At 72.4% G+C, this 17,642-nt stretch carries 16 protein-coding genes; 8 read left to right on the top strand and 8 right to left on the bottom strand.

All coding sequences use genetic code 11. The features are described 5' to 3' along the window. Positions 1–126 precede the first annotated feature (126 nt). The gene (locus HNQ79_RS07220; RefSeq protein ID WP_185028152.1) at positions 127–576 is read right to left on the bottom strand and encodes an MmpS family transport accessory protein; all 450 of its coding nucleotides are present in this window, start codon (positions 574–576) and stop codon (positions 127–129) included. A 129-nt stretch (positions 577–705) separates the two neighbouring features. Here HNQ79_RS07220 and HNQ79_RS07215 point away from each other — a divergent pair, with 129 nt between their 5' ends. Both HNQ79_RS07215 and HNQ79_RS07210 read left to right on the top strand, forming a co-directional pair. Continuing rightward, positions 706–2,079: an SWIM zinc finger family protein gene (locus HNQ79_RS07215; RefSeq protein ID WP_185028150.1), complete on the top strand. Its 1,374-nt coding sequence runs from the start codon at positions 706–708 to the stop codon at positions 2,077–2,079. Positions 2,080–2,139: 60 nt separating this feature from the next. Further along, positions 2,140–3,879, top strand: a complete 1,740-nt coding sequence (locus HNQ79_RS07210; RefSeq protein WP_185028148.1) for a DUF5691 domain-containing protein — start codon at positions 2,140–2,142, stop codon at positions 3,877–3,879. Positions 3,880–3,906: 27 nt separating this feature from the next. On the opposite strand, the gene icmB is transcribed toward HNQ79_RS07210, so the two are convergent. Beyond that, on the bottom strand, positions 3,907–4,314 hold the full coding sequence (icmB, locus tag HNQ79_RS07205; RefSeq protein WP_185028146.1) for a coenzyme B12-dependent isobutyryl CoA mutase small subunit: 408 nt from the start codon (positions 4,312–4,314) through the stop codon (positions 3,907–3,909). A 407-nt stretch (positions 4,315–4,721) separates the two neighbouring features. On the opposite strand from icmB, the gene HNQ79_RS07200 reads away from it, so the two are divergent. Beyond that, the gene (locus HNQ79_RS07200; RefSeq protein ID WP_185028144.1) at positions 4,722–5,627 is read left to right on the top strand and encodes an esterase/lipase family protein; all 906 of its coding nucleotides are present in this window, start codon (positions 4,722–4,724) and stop codon (positions 5,625–5,627) included. A gap of 255 nt (positions 5,628–5,882) precedes the next feature. Then, positions 5,883–7,478 (top strand): M23 family metallopeptidase, encoded by a 1,596-nt coding sequence (locus HNQ79_RS07195; protein WP_185028142.1) that lies wholly within the window; start codon positions 5,883–5,885, stop codon positions 7,476–7,478. Between the two features lie 77 nt (positions 7,479–7,555). On the opposite strand, the gene pcrA is transcribed toward HNQ79_RS07195, so the two are convergent. Further along, positions 7,556–10,027: a DNA helicase PcrA gene (pcrA, locus tag HNQ79_RS07190; protein ID WP_185028140.1), complete on the bottom strand. Its 2,472-nt coding sequence runs from the start codon at positions 10,025–10,027 to the stop codon at positions 7,556–7,558. Between the two features lie 140 nt (positions 10,028–10,167). After that, a complete protein-coding gene (locus HNQ79_RS07185) occupies positions 10,168–10,521 on the bottom strand; it encodes a hypothetical protein (protein ID WP_185028138.1) in 354 nt (117 codons plus the stop codon). A gap of 359 nt (positions 10,522–10,880) precedes the next feature. On the opposite strand from HNQ79_RS07185, the gene HNQ79_RS07180 reads away from it, so the two are divergent. Further along, positions 10,881–11,966, top strand: coding sequence for a C40 family peptidase (locus HNQ79_RS07180; protein WP_185028136.1), 1,086 nt, complete (start codon positions 10,881–10,883; stop codon positions 11,964–11,966). A gap of 86 nt (positions 11,967–12,052) precedes the next feature. Further along, entirely contained in the window at positions 12,053–12,208 is a 156-nt protein-coding gene (locus HNQ79_RS07175) for a hypothetical protein (RefSeq protein WP_185028134.1), read from the top strand. Between the two features lie 6 nt (positions 12,209–12,214). Here HNQ79_RS07175 and HNQ79_RS07170 read toward each other — a convergent pair whose 3' ends face one another. From HNQ79_RS07170 to HNQ79_RS07160, 3 genes are all read right to left on the bottom strand, one after another. Next, a complete protein-coding gene (locus HNQ79_RS07170; RefSeq protein ID WP_185028132.1) occupies positions 12,215–13,333 on the bottom strand; it encodes an alpha/beta hydrolase in 1,119 nt (372 codons plus the stop codon). 89 nt (positions 13,334–13,422) lie between these two features. Next, a complete protein-coding gene (locus HNQ79_RS07165) occupies positions 13,423–14,133 on the bottom strand; it encodes a LuxR C-terminal-related transcriptional regulator (RefSeq protein ID WP_185028130.1) in 711 nt (236 codons plus the stop codon). Then, the gene (locus tag HNQ79_RS07160) at positions 14,130–15,434 is read right to left on the bottom strand and encodes an ATP-binding protein (protein ID WP_185028128.1); all 1,305 of its coding nucleotides are present in this window, start codon (positions 15,432–15,434) and stop codon (positions 14,130–14,132) included. Before HNQ79_RS07160 ends, HNQ79_RS07165 begins: the two co-directional genes overlap by 4 nt. A 153-nt stretch (positions 15,435–15,587) precedes the next feature. On the opposite strand from HNQ79_RS07160, the gene HNQ79_RS07155 reads away from it, so the two are divergent. After that, on the top strand, positions 15,588–16,961 hold the full coding sequence (locus HNQ79_RS07155) for a PspC domain-containing protein (protein ID WP_185028126.1): 1,374 nt from the start codon (positions 15,588–15,590) through the stop codon (positions 16,959–16,961). Continuing rightward, entirely contained in the window at positions 16,948–17,211 is a 264-nt protein-coding gene (locus HNQ79_RS07150; RefSeq protein ID WP_185028124.1) for a hypothetical protein, read from the top strand. The genes HNQ79_RS07155 and HNQ79_RS07150 overlap by 14 nt, the downstream gene beginning before the upstream one ends. Here the strand turns inward: HNQ79_RS07150 and HNQ79_RS07145 are convergent. Then, complete coding sequence (locus HNQ79_RS07145) at positions 17,118–17,642, bottom strand: DoxX family protein (RefSeq protein WP_185028122.1); 525 nt, start codon at positions 17,640–17,642, stop codon at positions 17,118–17,120. The two genes, HNQ79_RS07150 and HNQ79_RS07145, sit on opposite strands and share 94 nt — an antisense overlap.

Below are 17,642 nucleotides of genomic sequence, written 5' to 3'. Positions count from 1 at the left end.
ATCCCCCTCCAGATATCCCGGATGTGGTTTCCACGGTGCACCATGCCACTGACAATCAAGCGTCGTCGCAGGTCGGAGCCCAAATACCGAGCACCCGCGGGCACTTCGGAGCAGGGCGCTGCGGGGCTACCTGTTCATGGGTGCGGCGGCGATGCAGCCGCCCATCACTGCCTTCTGCCCCTTGGCCTCGGCCAGCACCTTGCCCTTGTAGACGATCTTGCAGGCGATGTCGGCGTCGGTCTTGAGCATGTCGGCGGCCTCGGGCATCACGGAGGGCGGCATGGCGCCCTTCAGCGTGACGGTCTTCTGCCACGGGACGGCCGGCTTGTCGACCGTGTCCTCCTCCGGGGCGAGGTCCGTGCCCTTGCCGCCGCTGTACTTGATCAGCACGACGTCCTTGCCTGTGACCTCGTACGTCACCTCGTAAGGCGTCTTGAGCAGCTCGTCGGCCGCCTTCTCCGCCCCCTGGGAAGCACCTGCCTTCACGGCCTCCTCCACCCCGGCGCACGCGCCGAGACCGAACAGGAGGGCCGTGACGGCGGCGGCGCAAGTAGCGGTGCGGGCAGTGCGGTTCATCTCTGGGGTCCCCCGGATCAGGAAGTGCGGAGATCGCACAGAAGCGCAAAGGCCAGGCAAAGTCAAGCGATCGACCGGCGGCCCCGCAGGTCAGACCGATTGTCAGTGGTGGCGTCTACCGTCGGAGACATGAATCAGCTGGGGGTTCGCTGGACGGCGGAACAGGTGCTGGCACTGGCTCCTGACGCCGCGTCGGCACGTGCGGGAAGCAGACTCGGCACCGCCGTGCCGTGGTCGGACGCGGGGTACGACGGCACCGGCGCGCTATGGGGACTGTGCCGGGGCAGCGGCACCCGTCCGTACCGGACGGCCGTGGACCTGACGGGACCCGGGGCCGCCGCCAAGTGCAGTTGTCCGAGCCGGAAATTCCCCTGCAAGCACGCGCTGGGCCTGCTGCTGCTCTGGGTCTCGGACGACCCGGTCGTCGTGCGGGAGACAGCGCCCGCGGACTGGGCGGCGGAATGGCTCGACGCCCGCAGGGAGCGGGCGGCGGCCAGGGGGAGCGCGGAGGAGGAACCGGGGGCGGCGAGCGTGGCCCCCGCCGCCAGGACCGCCGATCCCGAGGCGGCCAGACGGCGGGCGGAGCGCCGGGAGGCCCGGATCAGTGCGGGTGCCGCGGAGCTGGAACAGCGGCTGGCGGACCTGTTGCGCGGGGGACTGGCCGCCGCCGAGCACGCGGGGTACGGGATGTGGGAGGAGACCGCGGCACGCATGGTCGACGCACAGGCCCCGGGACTGGCGTCCCGGGTGCGGGAGTTGGGCGCCCTCCCCGCCTCCGGGCCCGGCTGGCCCGTGCGGCTTCTGGAGGAGTGCGCGCTGCTGCACCTTCTCGACGAGGCGTGGCTCGGCCGCGCACGGCTGCCGTCCGCGCTCGCGACGACCGTACGGACGAGGGTCGGACTGCCCTCCTCCCCCGGCGGCCCGGCGCTCCGCGACCGCTGGCAGGTGCTCGCCCAGTACGACCAGGCCGACAGCAGGGTCGCCACCCGCAGGATCTGGCTGTACGGGCAGGACCGCGGGCGCACGGCACTGGTGCTGTCCTTCGGTGCGGCCGGCCGGGCGCCCGAGGTGTCGCTGCCGGTGGGGCTCGCGGTCGACGCCGTATTGCTGCCGCACGGCGGTGCCGGACAGCTGCGGGCAACCCTGGGCGAGCAGTTCGTCCCGCCGTTTCCCGCTTCCGGGACACCCCCCGGCGGAAGCGTCACGGACGCGGTCGAGGCGTACGGACGCGCTCTGCGGGAGGACCCCTGGCTGGAGTCCTGGCCGGTCGTGCTCGCGGCGGTGATACCGGCCATGACGAACGACGGGTGGCAACTGGCCGACAAGGACGGCCGGTCGGCCCTCCCCCTCGCACCGCGGGCCCTGGGCAGGCCCGGCCTGTGGAAGCTCGTCGCCCTGTCCGGCGGCGGACCTCTCGACGTCTTCGCCGAACTCACCCCCCAGGGCCTCCTCCCCCTCACCGCCTGGTCCCCCGGCTCGCCCGCCCCCACCCCCCTGACCTGACCAGCCCGGCTCCGTAACCGCCGCCCGCACCGCGCCCGCCCACTCTCCCGGAGGGACCCGATGACCGGCCCCGGCCCCCAGCCCGCCCCTGCTGTCCCTGCCACCCCCACCTGGGAAGACCTCGTCACCTCCGCCCTCCTGGGCACCGACCGGCGCCCTCCTGCCACCGGAACCGGTGCGGGCTCGGGCCCCGGCACGGGCGCCGGGACCGGCACGGAGGCCGCCAGCGGCCCCGCCCCGGACGCCGGCCGCCGCGCTCGTTCCGGACCCCCCAAGGAGCCGCCCCTCGCCCTCCTCGACGCTGCCGCCCTGCACACCGTTCGCCGCCGGGCAGCCCTGCTCCCCGCCGCCGCCGGACCTGCCCTCCCGGTGGCCCCGCCGGACCCCCGCCCCGCCCTCCCTCCTGCCGCCCGGCGCCGCCTCGCCCAGCTTCTCGCCGACCGCGCCGCCCCCGCCCAGGCCGCGGGCCGCCGCGGCAGTGCCCCCGACCTGACCGAACTCCTCCCCCAGTGGCTGGCCGCCGCCAACCTCCGCCGTTTCCAGGCGCCCCCGGCCCTCCTCCCGGCCCTCCTCGACGCGGCCCGCGCCCGCACCGATCTGCGTCCGCAGGCCCTGCAGTTCGCGGGGACGCGCGGCCTGTGGCTGGCCCGCCTCAACCCGCAGTGGAAGTTCGCCCTGCGCGGCACCGCGGGCGGCACCACGCTCCCCGACATACGGGACGCGGAGGCCGTACGGAACCTCTGGGAGGAAGGCCTGTTCGCCGAGCGGGTCGGTCTCCTCGGCGCCGTGCGCGCCGCCGATCCGTCCGCCGCACGCACCCTTCTCGCCTCGACCTGGCAGAGCGAGCGGGCCGAGGACCGGCTGATGTTCCTGGACTCGCTGCGCGCCGAACTGAGCGCTGCGGACGAGGACTTCCTGGAACATGCGCTCGCGGACCGCAGCCGCAACGTCCGGTCCGTGGCCGCGGAACTCCTCTCCGCGCTGCCCGCCTCCGCGTTCGCCGCGCGGATGGCGGCGCGGGCCACCTCCTGCGTCGGCCTCGACCGGACGGGCGACGGCGGCATCGTGGTGGAGGCGCCGCACGAGTGCGACGCGGCGATGCAGCGGGACGGAATCGTCGCCAAACCGCCCACCGGCCGGGGGGAGAGGTCGTGGTGGCTGGGACAGCTGGTGGAGTCCGCGCCGCTGCCGGCGTGGAGGGCGCGCCTCGGCGGACGCACCGCCGAGGACATCGTCGCGCTGCCCGTCTCCGACGGGTGGCAGGAGGAACTGCACGCGGCCTGGTGCCGGGCGGCGATACGGCAGGGTGACGCGCAGTGGGCGCGCGCCCTGCTCGGCCCGCCCGCCCTGCCGCCCGACTCCGGCCCCGGCACGGCCTCGCTCGCCGAACGGGCGAAGCTGCTGGCCGCCCTGCCGGACGAGGAGCGGGCCGGCTGGGTCGCCGCGTTCGTCTCGGCGCACGGCCTGTCGGAAGCGTTCCAGCTGTTGGGCGTGTGTGTGGTGCCGTGGTCGCGGACGCTGGGGCGCGCAGTGGTCGACGCACTGGACATCGCGCGGGACGCCGGAAGTTACCCGTGGAGCTTCAGCGGAGTGATGGGCCTGGCCGAACGCTGCCTCGACCCGGGCGAGGCGGACCGCCTGGCCGTCCTCACCACCACACCGGACGAGGCGGAGGGAGCGGCTCCTGGGGCGGGCGGCTACTGGTCGGAGGCGTTCCAGCGGCTGGTGGGGACGCTCCGGCTGCGGGCCGCCATGCGGGCGGAGCTGGACGGCACCGCGCCGGAGGGCACCGCGCCATAGCCCCCGCCCGCCGTACCGCCGCGCCCGCTACACCCCGACGCGGACGTTCGCCCGCACCCACTCCACGATCTGCGTCGTCGTCGCACCCGGCGTGAAGAGCTCCGCGACGCCCTTCGCCTTCAACGGCGCGATGTCGTCCTCGGGGATGATGCCGCCGCCGAAGACCTTGATGTCCGCCGCGTCCCGCTCCTTCAACAGGTCGATGACCTTGACGAAGAGCGTGTTGTGCGCACCGGACAGGATCGACATGCCGATCGCGTCCGCGTCCTCCTGGATCGCGGTGTCCACGATCTGCTCGGGGGTCTGGTGCAGGCCGGTGTAGATGACCTCCATACCCGCGTCCCGCAGCGCACGGGCGATGACCTTCGCCCCACGGTCGTGCCCGTCGAGACCCGGCTTGGCGACCACCACACGGATCGGTCCAGTAACACCCATCGCTGCTGCCTCCCAGTACGCACGCGCCGCCGTTGGCGCGCAACGTCCCCCGCCCCGGGAGGGACAGGGAAGTGAACGAACGTTATCCCGCTGACCACAGCATCCCGCACGCCGCCGTTTCGCGGCGAGTGGAGAGGGGGAAATCACACGTGGGACATGTTCGCTGAGCGTCGTATCCGCATCGGTCGGCAGGGTGAGCAGGAAGACGGGACGAGCACCGCCACCGCCGCACCGGGGCACGGACGCACGGGGAGCCGCAACGAGGTCGCCGTACCACCGCGCCGTCAGCCGCCCGGCACGGCGGTACGGCCCACTCCCCCTCTCCACCGGCCTCCGTCACGGCACCCATGAGGGCACACGGGGATCGAGGCCGTCCCCACGCGTGCCGTTCGGGAGGTCGGCCATCCATGAAGGTCACCCCATTCCGCCCCTTTCCCCTCTCCACGATCTCCGCCGTCTCGCCGCTCCTCCGTGCCACAGCGCTCGAACTGGCCATTTTCTGCGGCCACTTGTTGCTCTATCCGTCGGGGATACGGGCGGAACGCAGCGCCGAGTCCGGCCCTGCCACCGCCGGGCGGCCCCCCGACGAACCGTTCCCGCCGACCGGACAGCCCCCACCGACCAGGCCGTCCGCACCGGCCGGACCGCCCGCACCGGCCGAACTGCCGTGCCCGGCACGCCCGCCGGTCGTTCTGCTGCACGGGTTCGCGGACAACCGCTCGGTGTTCGTGCTGCTCCGGCGTTCACTGGCCCGGCACGGCTGGCGTCATCTCGCCTCGCTCAACTACTCGCCGCTCACCTCCGACATCCGCGTCGCAGCCGAACTCCTCGGCAGCCACGTGGAGGAGGTCTGTGCGCGCACCGGGCACCGGGAGGTCGACATCGTCGGGCACAGCCTCGGCGGTCTGATCGCCCGCTATTACACGCAGCGACTTGGCGGCGACACGCGCGTGCGCACTCTTGTCACTCTCGGAACTCCGCACGAGGGAACACGCGTCGCACCGCCCATGAGTGCCCATCCCCTCGTCCGTCAGATGCGACCCACATCTTCCGTGATCGAGGAACTGGCACTGCCCGCACCCGGGTGCCGCACACGCTTCGTGAGTTTCTGGAGCGACCTTGATCAATTAATGCTTCCGGTGGAAACGGCCCGCATTCACCATCCCGATCTGATCGCCCGGAACGTGCAGGTCAGCGGGATCGGTCATCTCGCGCTGCCGGTCCACCCGGCTGTCGCAGCCGCGATCCGCCAGGCGTTGCAGAGCCAGGGAAACACCGACGCCGACGCCGCAGGAAATGTCTCCGTCGCGTGAACGTAAGGCCCGTGCGCGTCCGGTGAAAGAGCCGTGATCACGGCCCCGCAACTCTCGAACATTCGCCGAACGCAGCCGCAGAGCCACGCCCGCCGTCCACCAAAAGACGGCCGATTGCCCGTTTCCTGCTCGCTCAAAACCAGCCGGAGATTGTCGTCGTCGCATACCGCCGGGTACAGTCGCGCCACTGCTTCCACTCTGGGCGCCCCCGGGCTCCCGGGCACAGGTCCTGCTGCCGAGGCGAGAGAGACGTTGGTGAACGACCAGCAACCCCACGCCGGGTACGACACGTACCCCACCGGCACCTTCGAGAACGGCACCTACGAGAACGACCCCCTCTTCGGCGGTCCGTCCGGTACCAGTACCCCCACCGGCACGTACGACACCTCCCCCTGGGACACCGGCTCGCACGAGAACACCGCGTACGGCGCCTACGCCGCGCACTCGCAGCAGGCACACACCCTGGGTCAGGGCCCCGACCAGGGCCAGAGCCAGGGGTACGACACCTCCGGCAGCTGGGCCGGACCCGGCGACCACGGGCACACCGCCGACATCCCCGCCCAGGCGGGCCCGCTCTCCTACGGCTACGACAGCGGCGACGCGCCGACCACCGGGCAGTGGGACGCGCAGGTCTGGAACCAGGCGGACCAGATCCACCAGGCCCAGCAGTCGCCCTTCGAGAGCGGACAGTTCGACGCGACCCAGTTCGCGTACACGGCCGACAGCTCCGTGGGCCACCAGTGGCAGCCGTACGACCCCAGCCCCGAAACCGCCACCTTCGAAGCGGGCACCTTCGGGACGGGCACCTTCGAGACGGGCGATGCGGGCCACTTCGAACCCGGCGGGCTCGGAACCGGCACCTACGAAGCAGACAGCTTCGACGCCGGCAGCGTCAGCACGAGCGGCGTCGACACCGGCGTCTTCGACGCCTCCGACTGGGACCCGGCCGCTGATTCGGAGCCCGCGGACACCGCCGCCGCCGACGGCGACTACAGCACCGCCGAGTTCCCCGCCGTCCTCGAAGTCCCCGACGACGCGGACGGTCCCGGTCCCGTACCGGAACCCGTGGCGGCCGGCCCCCGTGCCGCCCGCCGAGCCCCCGCGGGCCGTGGCCGCCGCCGCCCGCCCGCCAAGCGCTCCGCGTTCATCAAGGTCGCCGTGCCCTCCGCCTGTGTCATGGGCGTCGCAGGAATCGCCGCCGCCTCCGTGAGCGGCGTCGCCGGAGCCGAAGAGACGAAGCCCAAGCCGGTCGCCCTGACCACCGCCGACCCGGCCACCGTCAAGGCCGTCGCGGTCAACCGCAAGCTCGACACCCAGCTCGCAGGACTGAGCGCCGACGCCCGTGACTTCGGCGACCGCGCCAGCCGTACGCAGGAGCGCATCGACCTCAAGGTGCGGCAGGACGCGGAGCGCAAGCGCAAGGCCGAGGAGGCCGCCCGCAAGGAGGCCGCCCGTCCGAAGTTCGTGCTCCCCGTCGAACAGCACGGCCTCAGCGCGTACTACGGGCAGGCGGGCGTCAACTGGGCGGCGGTGCACACCGGCATCGACTTCCCCGTCGGATACGGCACGCCGGTGATGGCGGCGACCGACGGCGAGGTCAGCTACCAGTACAACAGCGCGTACGGAAACATGATGAAAGTCGTCTCCCCGTCGGGCACCGAGACCTGGTACTGCCACCTCTCCACCACCAAGATCCGCTCGGGACCGGTGAAGGCGGGCGACGTCATCGGCTACGCGGGCGACTCCGGCAACTCCACCGGCGCCCACCTGCACTTCGAGGTCCGGCCCGCCGGCGGATCCGCCGTCGACCCGCTGGCCTGGCTGCGCAGCAAGGGGCTCGACCCCACGTAACCGCCCGTCCCGTCACCGGAGCGGGCCCGCGCCGGACTGTCCGGTGCGGGCCCGCTTCCGTGCGTACGGCGAGGGTGTTACAGCTTCTCCACGGGTGCGTACCGCAGCAGCAGCTTCTTCGGGCGGTCGCCGCCGAAGTCGATGGTGGCCTGCGCGTCGGAACCGGAGCCGGTCACCGTGACCACCGTGCCGAGGCCGAACTGGTCGTGGGTGACCCGGTCGCCGACCGCGAGCGAGATGACCGGCTTGTCGGACGTACGCCGGGTGGCGAAGCCCGACGGGCCGCCGCGCGCACGGGACTGCGACAGCGACGAGGAGAGGGACGCGGCCACGCCGCCGGCCTTGGAACCGGAGACCGGACCGGCCGGGATCTGCGCACCGGTGCGCTTCCACTCCACGTGGGTGTCCGGGATCTCCTCCAGAAAGCGGGAGGCCGGGTTGTACGAGGGCTGGCCCCAGGCGCTGCGCATGGTGGAGCGGGTCAGGTAGAGCCGTTCGCGGGCGCGGGTGATGCCGACGTACGCGAGGCGGCGCTCCTCCTCCAGTTCCTTGGTGTTGCCCAGGGAGCGCATGTGGGGGAAGACGCCGTCCTCCATGCCGGTGAGGAAGACGACCGGGAATTCGAGGCCCTTGGCGGTGTGCAGGGTCATCAGGGTGATGACCCCGGAGCCGTCCTCGCTCTCGTCGGGAATCTGGTCGGAGTCGGCGACCAGGGCCACCTTCTCCAGGAACTCGGCGAGCGTGCCGGTGTCCTCGCCCTCGCGCTCCTGCTCGAACTCCAGGGCCACGGCGGCGAGTTCTTGGAGGTTCTCGATGCGCGTCTCGTCCTGGGGGTCGGTGGAGGCCTGCAACTCGGCGAGGTAGCCGGTGCGTTCGAGCACGGCTTCCAGGACGGTGGCGGGTCCGGCGCCGGACTCGACGATCGTACGGAGCTCCTCCATCAGCGTGTTGAAGCGCTTGACGGCGTTGGCCGAGCGGGCGGCCATTCCGTACGCCTCGTCGACGCGGCGCAGGGCCTGCGGGAAGCTGATCCGCTCGCGCAGCGAGAGGGCGTCGATCATGGCTTCGGCGCGGTCGCCGATGCCGCGCTTGGGCACGTTGAGGATGCGGCGCAGCGGGACGGTGTCCTCGGGGTTGGACAGCACGCGCAGGTAGGCCAGGACGTCCCGGACCTCCTTGCGCTCGTAGAAGCGGACACCGCCGACGACCTTGTACGGCAGGCCGACCCGGATGAAGATCTCCTCGAAGACGCGGGACTGGGCGTTCGTGCGGTAGAAGACGGCGACGTCCCCGGCCCTGGCGTCGCCCGCGTCGGTGAGCCGGTCGATCTCCTCGGCGATGAACTGGGCCTCGTCGTGCTCGGTGTCGGCGACGTACCCGGTGATCCGGGAGCCGGCGCCGGCGTCGGTCCAGAGGTTCTTCGCGCGGCGGTTCTCGTTGCGCTCGATGACGGCGTTGGCGGCGCTGAGGATCGTCTGGGTGGAGCGGTAGTTCTGCTCCAGGAGGATCGTCCTGGCGTCCGGGTAGTCCTCCTCGAACTGGAGGATGTTGCGGATCGTCGCGCCGCGGAAGGCGTAGATCGACTGGTCGGCGTCACCGACGACGCACAGCTCACCGGGGGCGTCGGTGGGGCCGGACGGGCCGACCAGCTCCCGTACCAGCGTGTACTGGGCGTGGTTGGTGTCCTGGTACTCGTCGACCATGACGTGCCTGAAGCGCATCCGGTAGTGCTCGGCGACGTCCGGGAACGCCTGGAGCAGGTGCACCGTGGTCATGATGATGTCGTCGAAGTCCAGCGCGTTCGCCTCGCGGAGGCGGGCCTGGTACATCGCGTACGCCTGGGCGAGCGTCTTCTCGAAACCGTCGGCGGCCTGTCCGGCGAAGGTCTCCTCGTCCACCAGTTCGTTCTTGAGGTTGGAGACCTTGGCGCTGAAGGATTTCGGCGGGAACTTCTTCGGGTCGAGGTCCAGGTCGCGGCAGACCAGGGCCATCAGGCGCTTGGAGTCGGCGGCGTCGTAGATCGAGAAGGAGGAGGTGAAGCCCAGCTTCTTGGACTCGCGGCGCAGGATGCGCACGCAGGCGCTGTGGAAGGTGGACACCCACATCGCGTTCGCGCGCGGGCCGACCAGGGCCTCGACGCGCTCCTTCATCTCCGCGGCGGCCTTGTTGGTGAAGGTGATCGCCAGGATCTGGCCGGGGTGCACTCCGCGGGCGGCGAGCAGGTGCGCGATGCGGTGGGTGAGCACGCGGGTCTTGCCGGAACCGGCTCCGGCCACGATGAGCAGCGGCGACCCGGCGTGCACGACGGCGGCGCGCTGGTTGTCGTTCAGCCCGTCGAGCAGTGCCGCGGGGTCGACGACCGTACGGGGCGCGCCGTCGCGGTAGTACGCGTCCCTGGGCGGGGGCGGACCGTCGAACGCGCCTGCGAAGAGGTCGTGCGGAACCTCCTCCGGAGGTACGCCTGCGTCGGTGTCCTCCGGGGGCGGCGGGGGCGAGTCGTCCCTGGACTGGAGGCCGGCCAGGAAACTGTCGTCAAAGAGGCTGCTCATCGTCCACCGAGTCTAGGCGGAGCCACTGACAACCGGTCCCGGAATGCGCCACCACGGAAGGTGACCGGCCGGTGACCGGCCACCGGGGCGGGCCGGCGCCGCCCGGGGAACGGCCGCCCTCGGGGCGGTGGGGCGCGAGGTCAGACCCAGAGGACGGCGAGGAAGACGTTCAGTGTCGTCAGGGCGCCGACCGCGGCGAACAGGCCCTTCTCCGCCTTCTCCTCGTCACGCTTGACGTAGACGATGCCCAGGATCACCACGAGGATCGCCAGTTTGATGCCGATCTTGATGTGGTTGAGGGCATGGCCCTGGGCCTCGTTGATGCCGACCAGGATCATGCCCGTGATCAGCATGAGCAGCGCTCCGTGCAGCATCGCGGGCCCGAAGCGGGCCGTGCCCGCGCTCATCGCCTTCATCTGGGTGAGGAAGCCGCCGAGGAGCGAGGCGATGCCGATGATGTGCAGGGCCACGAAGAAGTGGAGGAGTACGTCCATGACACGGAGCCTAGCCACGCCTTAGCAGGCTCCCCGCGCCAGGGCGGGCCCCTCCGCCCCTTTGGTCACGGAGCAGGCGGGAGTAGTGGTTCCGCATTCCTGGCGGCAGTCAACGGCGGTCAAGGGCTGACCACTTTCGCTCAGTAGCGGGCATTCGAAGGCCGTGCCGTGAGGCCCAGGTTTAGCGTCCCTCCCCAGGCGGCCGACTCCCCACCGCCGCCCCGGCCCCGGGGCGGCTGTCGGCCGCCGTCGCCACATACACCGGCGGCGGTCCCGTTCCCCCTGTCCGGGACCGCCGCCGGCCGCGTACGGAACCCGCGTCCGCGACGGACGCACCGTGGAAGGACGTGAACGCCCTCGTGGCAGCGCACCGTAAGCCCAAGCAGCGCTCGCTCATCGGCAGCACCGCACGCCGCGCCCGCTCCGCCCGCACCACCGCGGTCACCCTCGCCCTGGCGGGCGCCGCGGGAACCACCGCGCTGGAGGGCACCGCACAGGCGGAGCCGACGCTCACGGCGGCCCAGATCAAGTCGAGGATCGACACGCTGTACCACGACGCGGAGGCCACCACCGAGGCGTACAACGGCGTCAAGGAGAAGTCCGAACGGACGAAGAGGTCGCTGGACGCACTGCGGGACGAGGCGGCACGCAGGACGGAGCGGCTGAACGCGGCCCGCGACGCGCTCGGCGCGCTGGCCACGGCCCAGTACCGCTCCGGCGGCGTCGAGCCCGCGCTCCAGGTCGCGCTGACCTCGGACCCCGACCGGTACCTGGAGCGCGCCGCGCTCGCCGGACGGGCGGGCGACCGGCAGGCCGTCACGGTGCGGGGCGCACAGCGGCAGGCCACCGAGGTGGCCCGGCTGCGCGGGACCGCCGACCGGCGCTTCGCCGAACTCACCGCCGCGCGGGCCGAGCTGCAGAAGCACAAGGCGATGATCCAGGGGAAGATCGCCGAAGCCGAGGCCCTGCTCGCCCGGCTCACCGCCGCCGACCGGGCCGCGTACGCCGCCCAGGACGGGCACGGCGGGACGAACGGGGACCGGGCCGACCGCGGCGCGCGCGCCGGCCTTCCGCGCGGCGGCACCCGCGCGCCCAACGCCCGCGCCGCGCAAGCCGTCTCGTTCGCCTACGGCGCGCTCGGGAAGCCCTACGTCTGGGGTGCCACCGGTCCCGCCTCCTTCGACTGCTCGGGCCTGACCCAGGCCGCCTGGCGGTCCGCGGGCGTCGCCCTGCCCCGTACCACCTACACCCAGATCAACGCGGGACAGCGCCTTTCGCGTTCCCAGCTCGCACCGGGAGACCTGCTGTTCTTCTACTCCGGCATCACACACGTCGGCCTGTACATCGGCGACGGCAAGATGATCCACGCCCCGCGGCCCGGCGCCCCGGTACGCATCGCCCCGATCGACGAGATGCCGCTGACCGGAATGACACGACCCGCGTGAGAGACCGCATCACCGGTTCGGGGGCGGGTACACGTCCGGCAAGGGCCGTGACCTCCACGGCGCACGAGACGACCGGAGGAACAGCCATGCCGGGCATCATCAACAAGCTCAAGAGCTACGCACGCAGTCCGCAGGGGCAGCGCACCATCCGCCGCCAGGCGTCCGACCCGCGACGCCGCGCTCAGGCCAAGTCGCTGCTGGGCAAGCTGCGCGGCGGCCGGACGGGCGGCCGCAGGTACTGACCCCTGCTACGTGCCCACCTGCTCCGAAAGCCACCGGAACACCTCCGGCACCTGCTGCTTCCACACGCTGGTGCCGTGGGGCCCGGTCAGTTTCACCACCCGTACCGTGGTCGGCTCCTTCGCCACGCTCTTCAACGCGGTGCCGCTCTCATAGCCGTCGCCCGCCGCACCCGAGACGAACAGGGCGGTGCGCGGCGGCTTGCCCGCGTCGGTGGCCTTCTTCAGGAGCAGGTACGGGTTGTTGGCGCGCCGCAGCTCCGGCGTCGCCGCGGTGAGCGCGGCGGGTTCCCCGTTGGGGTCGTTGAAGCCGGAGAGGCTCACGCCCGCCCGGTAGCGGTCGGGGTGGGCGACGGCCAGCCTGGCGGCGCAGTGGGCGCCTGCCGAGTACCCGCCGACCGCCCAGTCCGCAGCCCTGTCGGAGGCGCGGAAGGTGTCGGAGACCATCCTGCGCACATCGACGCTCAGCCACGTCTCGGCGTTGACCTTGCCGGGGGTGTTGGCGCAGCCGCTGTCGGTCTGGTCACCGAGCAGGTTGGTGCGCGGCGAGACCAGGATGAACGGCTTGACCTTGCCCTGCTCCATGAGCGGCTTCAGCTGCTTGTTCACCTCAAGGGCGCCGAACCAGGCCTTCGCGGAGCCCGGGTAGCCGGGCAGCAGCTCGACCACCGGGAACTTCTTGTCCCGGTACGCCGGGTCGTCGTACTGCGGCGGCAGCCATACGTACACCTCGCCCTCGACGCCGGATATCCGGCCCCTGAGCTGGGTGACCCGCACACCCTCGCCCATCCTGGCGTCGGTGACCGGCGTGAAGCGGGCCGGCTGCTTCGGCTGCTCGGACAGCTTCTGGCCGCCCGTGCCGTCGGGCCCGAGGTCGGCTGCGGCACCCGAGTGGTCCCCGGTGCCCAGGAGGTCGTCCCACGTGTCGTACAGCCCGTTGGCGTTGTTGACCGCGACGAAGACCACCGTGATGGCCGTGATCTGCGCGAACAGCAGCATCAGCACGCGGGTGCCGCCGCGCACGAGGGCGGGTCCGCGCAGCCGGCTCCACAGCGCCAGGGGCAGCACGAACGCGACCACGAGGAGGCATGCCGCTGTCACGAGGAAGGGGGTGCCGGTCAGACTCATCACATGGGTACTAGAGGGGCGATCCCGCTCCGGGGTTGCTCGCGGTCACGCCCCTGTCCTGTGATGCACGTCCGCCTGCGGCTCGCACCTCAGACGAGCCGCCGCGCGGTCGCCCAGCGGGTCAGCTCGTGCCGGTTGGAGAGCTGGAGCTTGCGCAGCACCGCGGAGACGTGCGACTCGACCGTCTTCACGGAGATGAACAGCTGCTTGGCGATCTCCTTGTACGCGTAGCCGCGCGCGATCAGCCGCAGCACCTCGCGCTCCCGCTGGGTGAGCCGGTCCATGTCCTCGTCGACCGGCGGCGCGTCCGTCGAGGCGAACGCGTCCAGAACGAACCCGGCGAGCCTCGGCGAGAACACCGCGTCCCCGTCCTGCACCCGGAACACCGAGTCGATCAGGTCGGCCCCGGTGATCGTCTTGGTGACGTAACCGCGCGCGCCGCCCCGGATGACCCCGATGACGTCCTCCGCCGCGTCCGACACCGACAGCGCCAGGAACCGCACGGGGCGCTCCGCGTCCGACATCAGCGGCGCGCACCGGCGCAGCACCTCCACCCCGCCGCCGCCGGGCAGGTGCACGTCGAGGAGGACCACCTCGGGCCGGGTCGCCGTGATGACGGTGACGGCCTGGTCGACGTCGGCGGCCTCGCCGACCACCTCGACGCCGGTGACCGCGGTCTGGCCGATCTCGGCCTGCACTCCGGTACGGAACATCCGGTGATCGTCGACCAGCACCACCCGTACCTGCCGGCCGGGGCCGTGCCCCTGCCCCTCCGTGGCCTGTGCGCCCTGTTCGGTCATGAGTCCGCCGCCCTCTCCATCTCCAGCTCGACTTCCGTGCCCCCGTCGGGCGCGGAACGCAGCCGTGCGCTGCCGCCGTTGCGTTCCATCCGGCCGATGATCGACTCCCGTACACCCATCCGGTCGGCCGGTATGGCGTCGAGGTCGAAGCCCGGCCCCCGGTCGCGTACGGACACGAAGACCAGACGGCCCTCGACCTCCGCGAAGACCTGCACCGCGCCGCCCTCGCCACCGTACTTGGCGGCGTTCACCATCGCTTCGCGCGCGGCCTGCATCTGTGCGGCCAGCTTCTCGTCGAGCGGGCAGTCGCCGACCACCACGACCTCCAGGGGCACCCCGTGCTTGTCCTCGACCTCGGCCGCGGCCCGCTTCACCGCGTCGGCGAGCGTGGCGGGTTCCTCCGACTCGTCCTTGCCGGTGCCCTCGGGCCGGTACAGCCAGTTGCGCAGTTCCCGCTCCTGGGCACGCGCGAGGCGGCGCACCTCCGAGCCGTCGTCGGCGTTGCGCTGGATCAGGGTGAGGGTGTGCAGGACGGAGTCGTGGACGTGGGCGGCGACCTCGGCCCGCTCCTGGGCGCGGATGCGCATCAGGCGCTCCTCCGAGAGGTCCTGCCCCATGCGGACCAGGTACGGACCGGCCAGCAGCCCGACCCCGACGATGACCGCGAGGGCGGCCGTCAGGACGTTGCCGAGCTGGGCGGCGGAGCCCCGGACGACCAGGAAGACGGTGAAGCCGACCCCGACCAGGGCGACCCCGGCGAGGCCGCGCATCACCTGGAGCATCCGGCGTCGCCCGCTGTCGGCCTCCGTCCAGTGCGCCCGGCGGGCGTTGTCGGCCTGCCGCCAGACGAGCACGACGCCCGCCCCGGTCAGCAGCAGCGGCCACACGTACCGGCCCGAGCCCGCCGTGTCGACGTTGCTGATGAAGATCGCGGCCCCGACGCACACCGCGACGAGCGCGGCGACCTGCCCCTTGTCGGGCATCCGCAGCCTGCGCCGCCCGTCCGGCAGTGTCTCGAAGGCACTGCGCGGCTCGGCCCCCACCCCGCCGACGCCCAGCGGCACGACGAACCAGAACACGGCGTACACCAGCGCGCCCAGCCCCTGCGTCAGGAACAGCGCGAGGAACGCGATCCGCACCCAGGCCACCGGCAGCCCCAGGTGCCCCGCCAGACCCCGGGCGACCCCGCCGAGCATCCGACCGTCCGCGCTGCGGTAGAGCTTGCGCGGCGGTGGCTCCGCCGAGTCCTGCTCGGAGGCGGGAGTGCGGGCCGCTCGGCGGCTCGGGGCGATGGACGACATGACTCGATGGTCACACGGTGACCGGGCCCGGCACATGGGGGAAGACCCCGGAATCCCCTGAGGGAAACCGCAGGGTGCGACCTGCGGAAATCAGGGATCAGCCAGGGTCGCCCCAGGTGCCGCGGGCCGCGGATGCCGGTCACCATGGGGCGTATGACAGAAGTCCACGACGAAGCGACGGCCGCCGTCCGGCCCGGCCGGGCGGGCGGCCCGGCAGCCGGTCCCGGTCCGGCGGGCGCCCCGGGCACCGCCGCGGGGGCCGAAACGGCCGGCTCCGTCGCCGAGTCCCCCCCGCGGCTGCGGCGCAGCCGGCGGCACAGGACCGTCGGCGGCGTCTGCGGCGGGCTGGGCCGGTACTTCGACGTCGACCCGGTGATCTTCCGCGTCGTGCTCGGCGTGACCGCCGTGACCGGCGGCATCGGCTTGATCGCGTACGGCTTCGCCTGGCTGCTGATCCCGCTGGAGGGCGACGACGAGAACGAGGCCAAGCGGCTGCTGACCGGCCGCGTCGACGGTCCCGCGCTGGTCGCCGTGCTCCTCGCCCTGCTCGGCTGCGGCATGTTCCTCTCGCTGCTGCACAACGGCGGCGCGTTCGGCTTCTCCGTCATGCTCCTGCTGGTCGTGGGGGTCAGCACCGTCTGGTCCCGGCAGCGCCGGGCGGCCGCCGCCTCCGACGAGCCGGGCACCGCCCCGGTCGCCGACGTCGCCGCGCCCCCCGAGACGAAGGCCCCGCCGGTTCCCGGCGCCCCGTCCTGGTGGCGCGACCCGATCGTCAAGGACGGCACCACGGGACCCGTTCCGTACGGCTACCTCTGGGGGCCGCCCGAGGCGCTTCCCGCGGACCGACGCCCGGCGAAGGACGGCCTCGTGCCCCCGGCCCGCGCACGGGATCCGCGCCCCCGCTCCCTCGGCGGCCTCACCTTCCTCGTCGCCGTGATCGCCGGAGGGGCCGGCACGGCGGCGCTCTGGCACTCGCATCCGCTGGGCACCAGTCTCTCGGTCGGACTGGCCTGCGCACTCGCGGTGTTCGGCCTCGGGCTGGTCCTCGCGTCTGTCTTCGGACGCGTCGGCGTCGGAACGATCCTCCTGGCGCTGCTCACCGCCGGCCTGCTGACGGCCGCCACGACGATCCCCAAGGACATCACCGCCCACTGGGGCACCGAGAGCTGGCGTCCGGCGGGCGTCGAAGCGGTCCAGCCGCGGTACGAACTCGGCGCCGGCGAGGGGCGGCTCGACCTCAGTGCCGTGACCGTGCCGCCCGGCACCACCCTGACCACCGGTGCCGAGGTCGGCGCGGGTGTGCTGCGCGTGATCGTCCCCCGCGACGCGACCGTCGAGGTGACCATGGAGGTCGGCATGGGTGACATCCAGCTCCCCGACCAGCGTCCCGACGACATCGACGTGCACTCCGGCCGGCACGAGACGCGCACCCTGCCGCCGCCCCCGGGGGCGGAGCCGGCCGGAACCCTCACGCTCCGCCTCGAAGTGGGCGTCGGACAACTGGAGGTGCAGCGTGCCGCGTCATGACTTCCTGCCGGGCCGCGCGGTCCTGGGCCTGACCTTCCTGACCGTCGTGGCCGTGTACGGCGCCGACGAGTCGGGGGCCTGGCACACTCCGTGGTGGACGCCGGTCCCGGTGCTGTGCGGCGGCCTCGTCGTCGCCGCGGCCGCCGCCCTGGTCGGCTACGGCATCCGGCGGCGGTGCAGGGCGCGCATCGCGTCCAGCGAGAAGACCGACGACCCGGCGAGCACCAGCGGCAGCCACGCCATCAGATAAGCGAGGTCGTTGCCGTAGTAGTACGGGGTGGTCTGCCAGCTGACGGTCAGCCACAGGCTGAGCGAGATCAGCGCCCCGCCGACGGCCGCCACCCGCCCGAATATCCCCACCAGGGTGGCGAGCCCGACGAGGAGTTCCGCGACCGCGAGACCGTAGCCGAAGCCCTCGGGGGCCTTGAGCGCCAGGTCGACGAGCCACGGCACGGCCGAAGCGTCGCGCACCGAGCTCATCACCTGACCGATCGAACCGTTGCCGCTCGCGGACAGGAAGGCGCTGTCGGTGAGCTTGTCGAGGCCCGCGTAGACGAAGGTGACGCCGAGGAACACACGCAGCGGGAGCAGGGCGAAGCGGCTCGCGGTGTGCTTCCAGCCCCGTGGTTCGTTCGTTCCGTACGCGCGCGTGCCGCCCGTCCCGTATCCGCCGTATGCCAT

It is taken from the genome of Streptomyces candidus (assembly GCF_014207445.1).
Classification (GTDB): domain Bacteria; phylum Actinomycetota; class Actinomycetes; order Streptomycetales; family Streptomycetaceae; genus Streptomyces; species Streptomyces candidus.
This window is presented reverse-complemented; position numbering and strand designations above follow the sequence as displayed.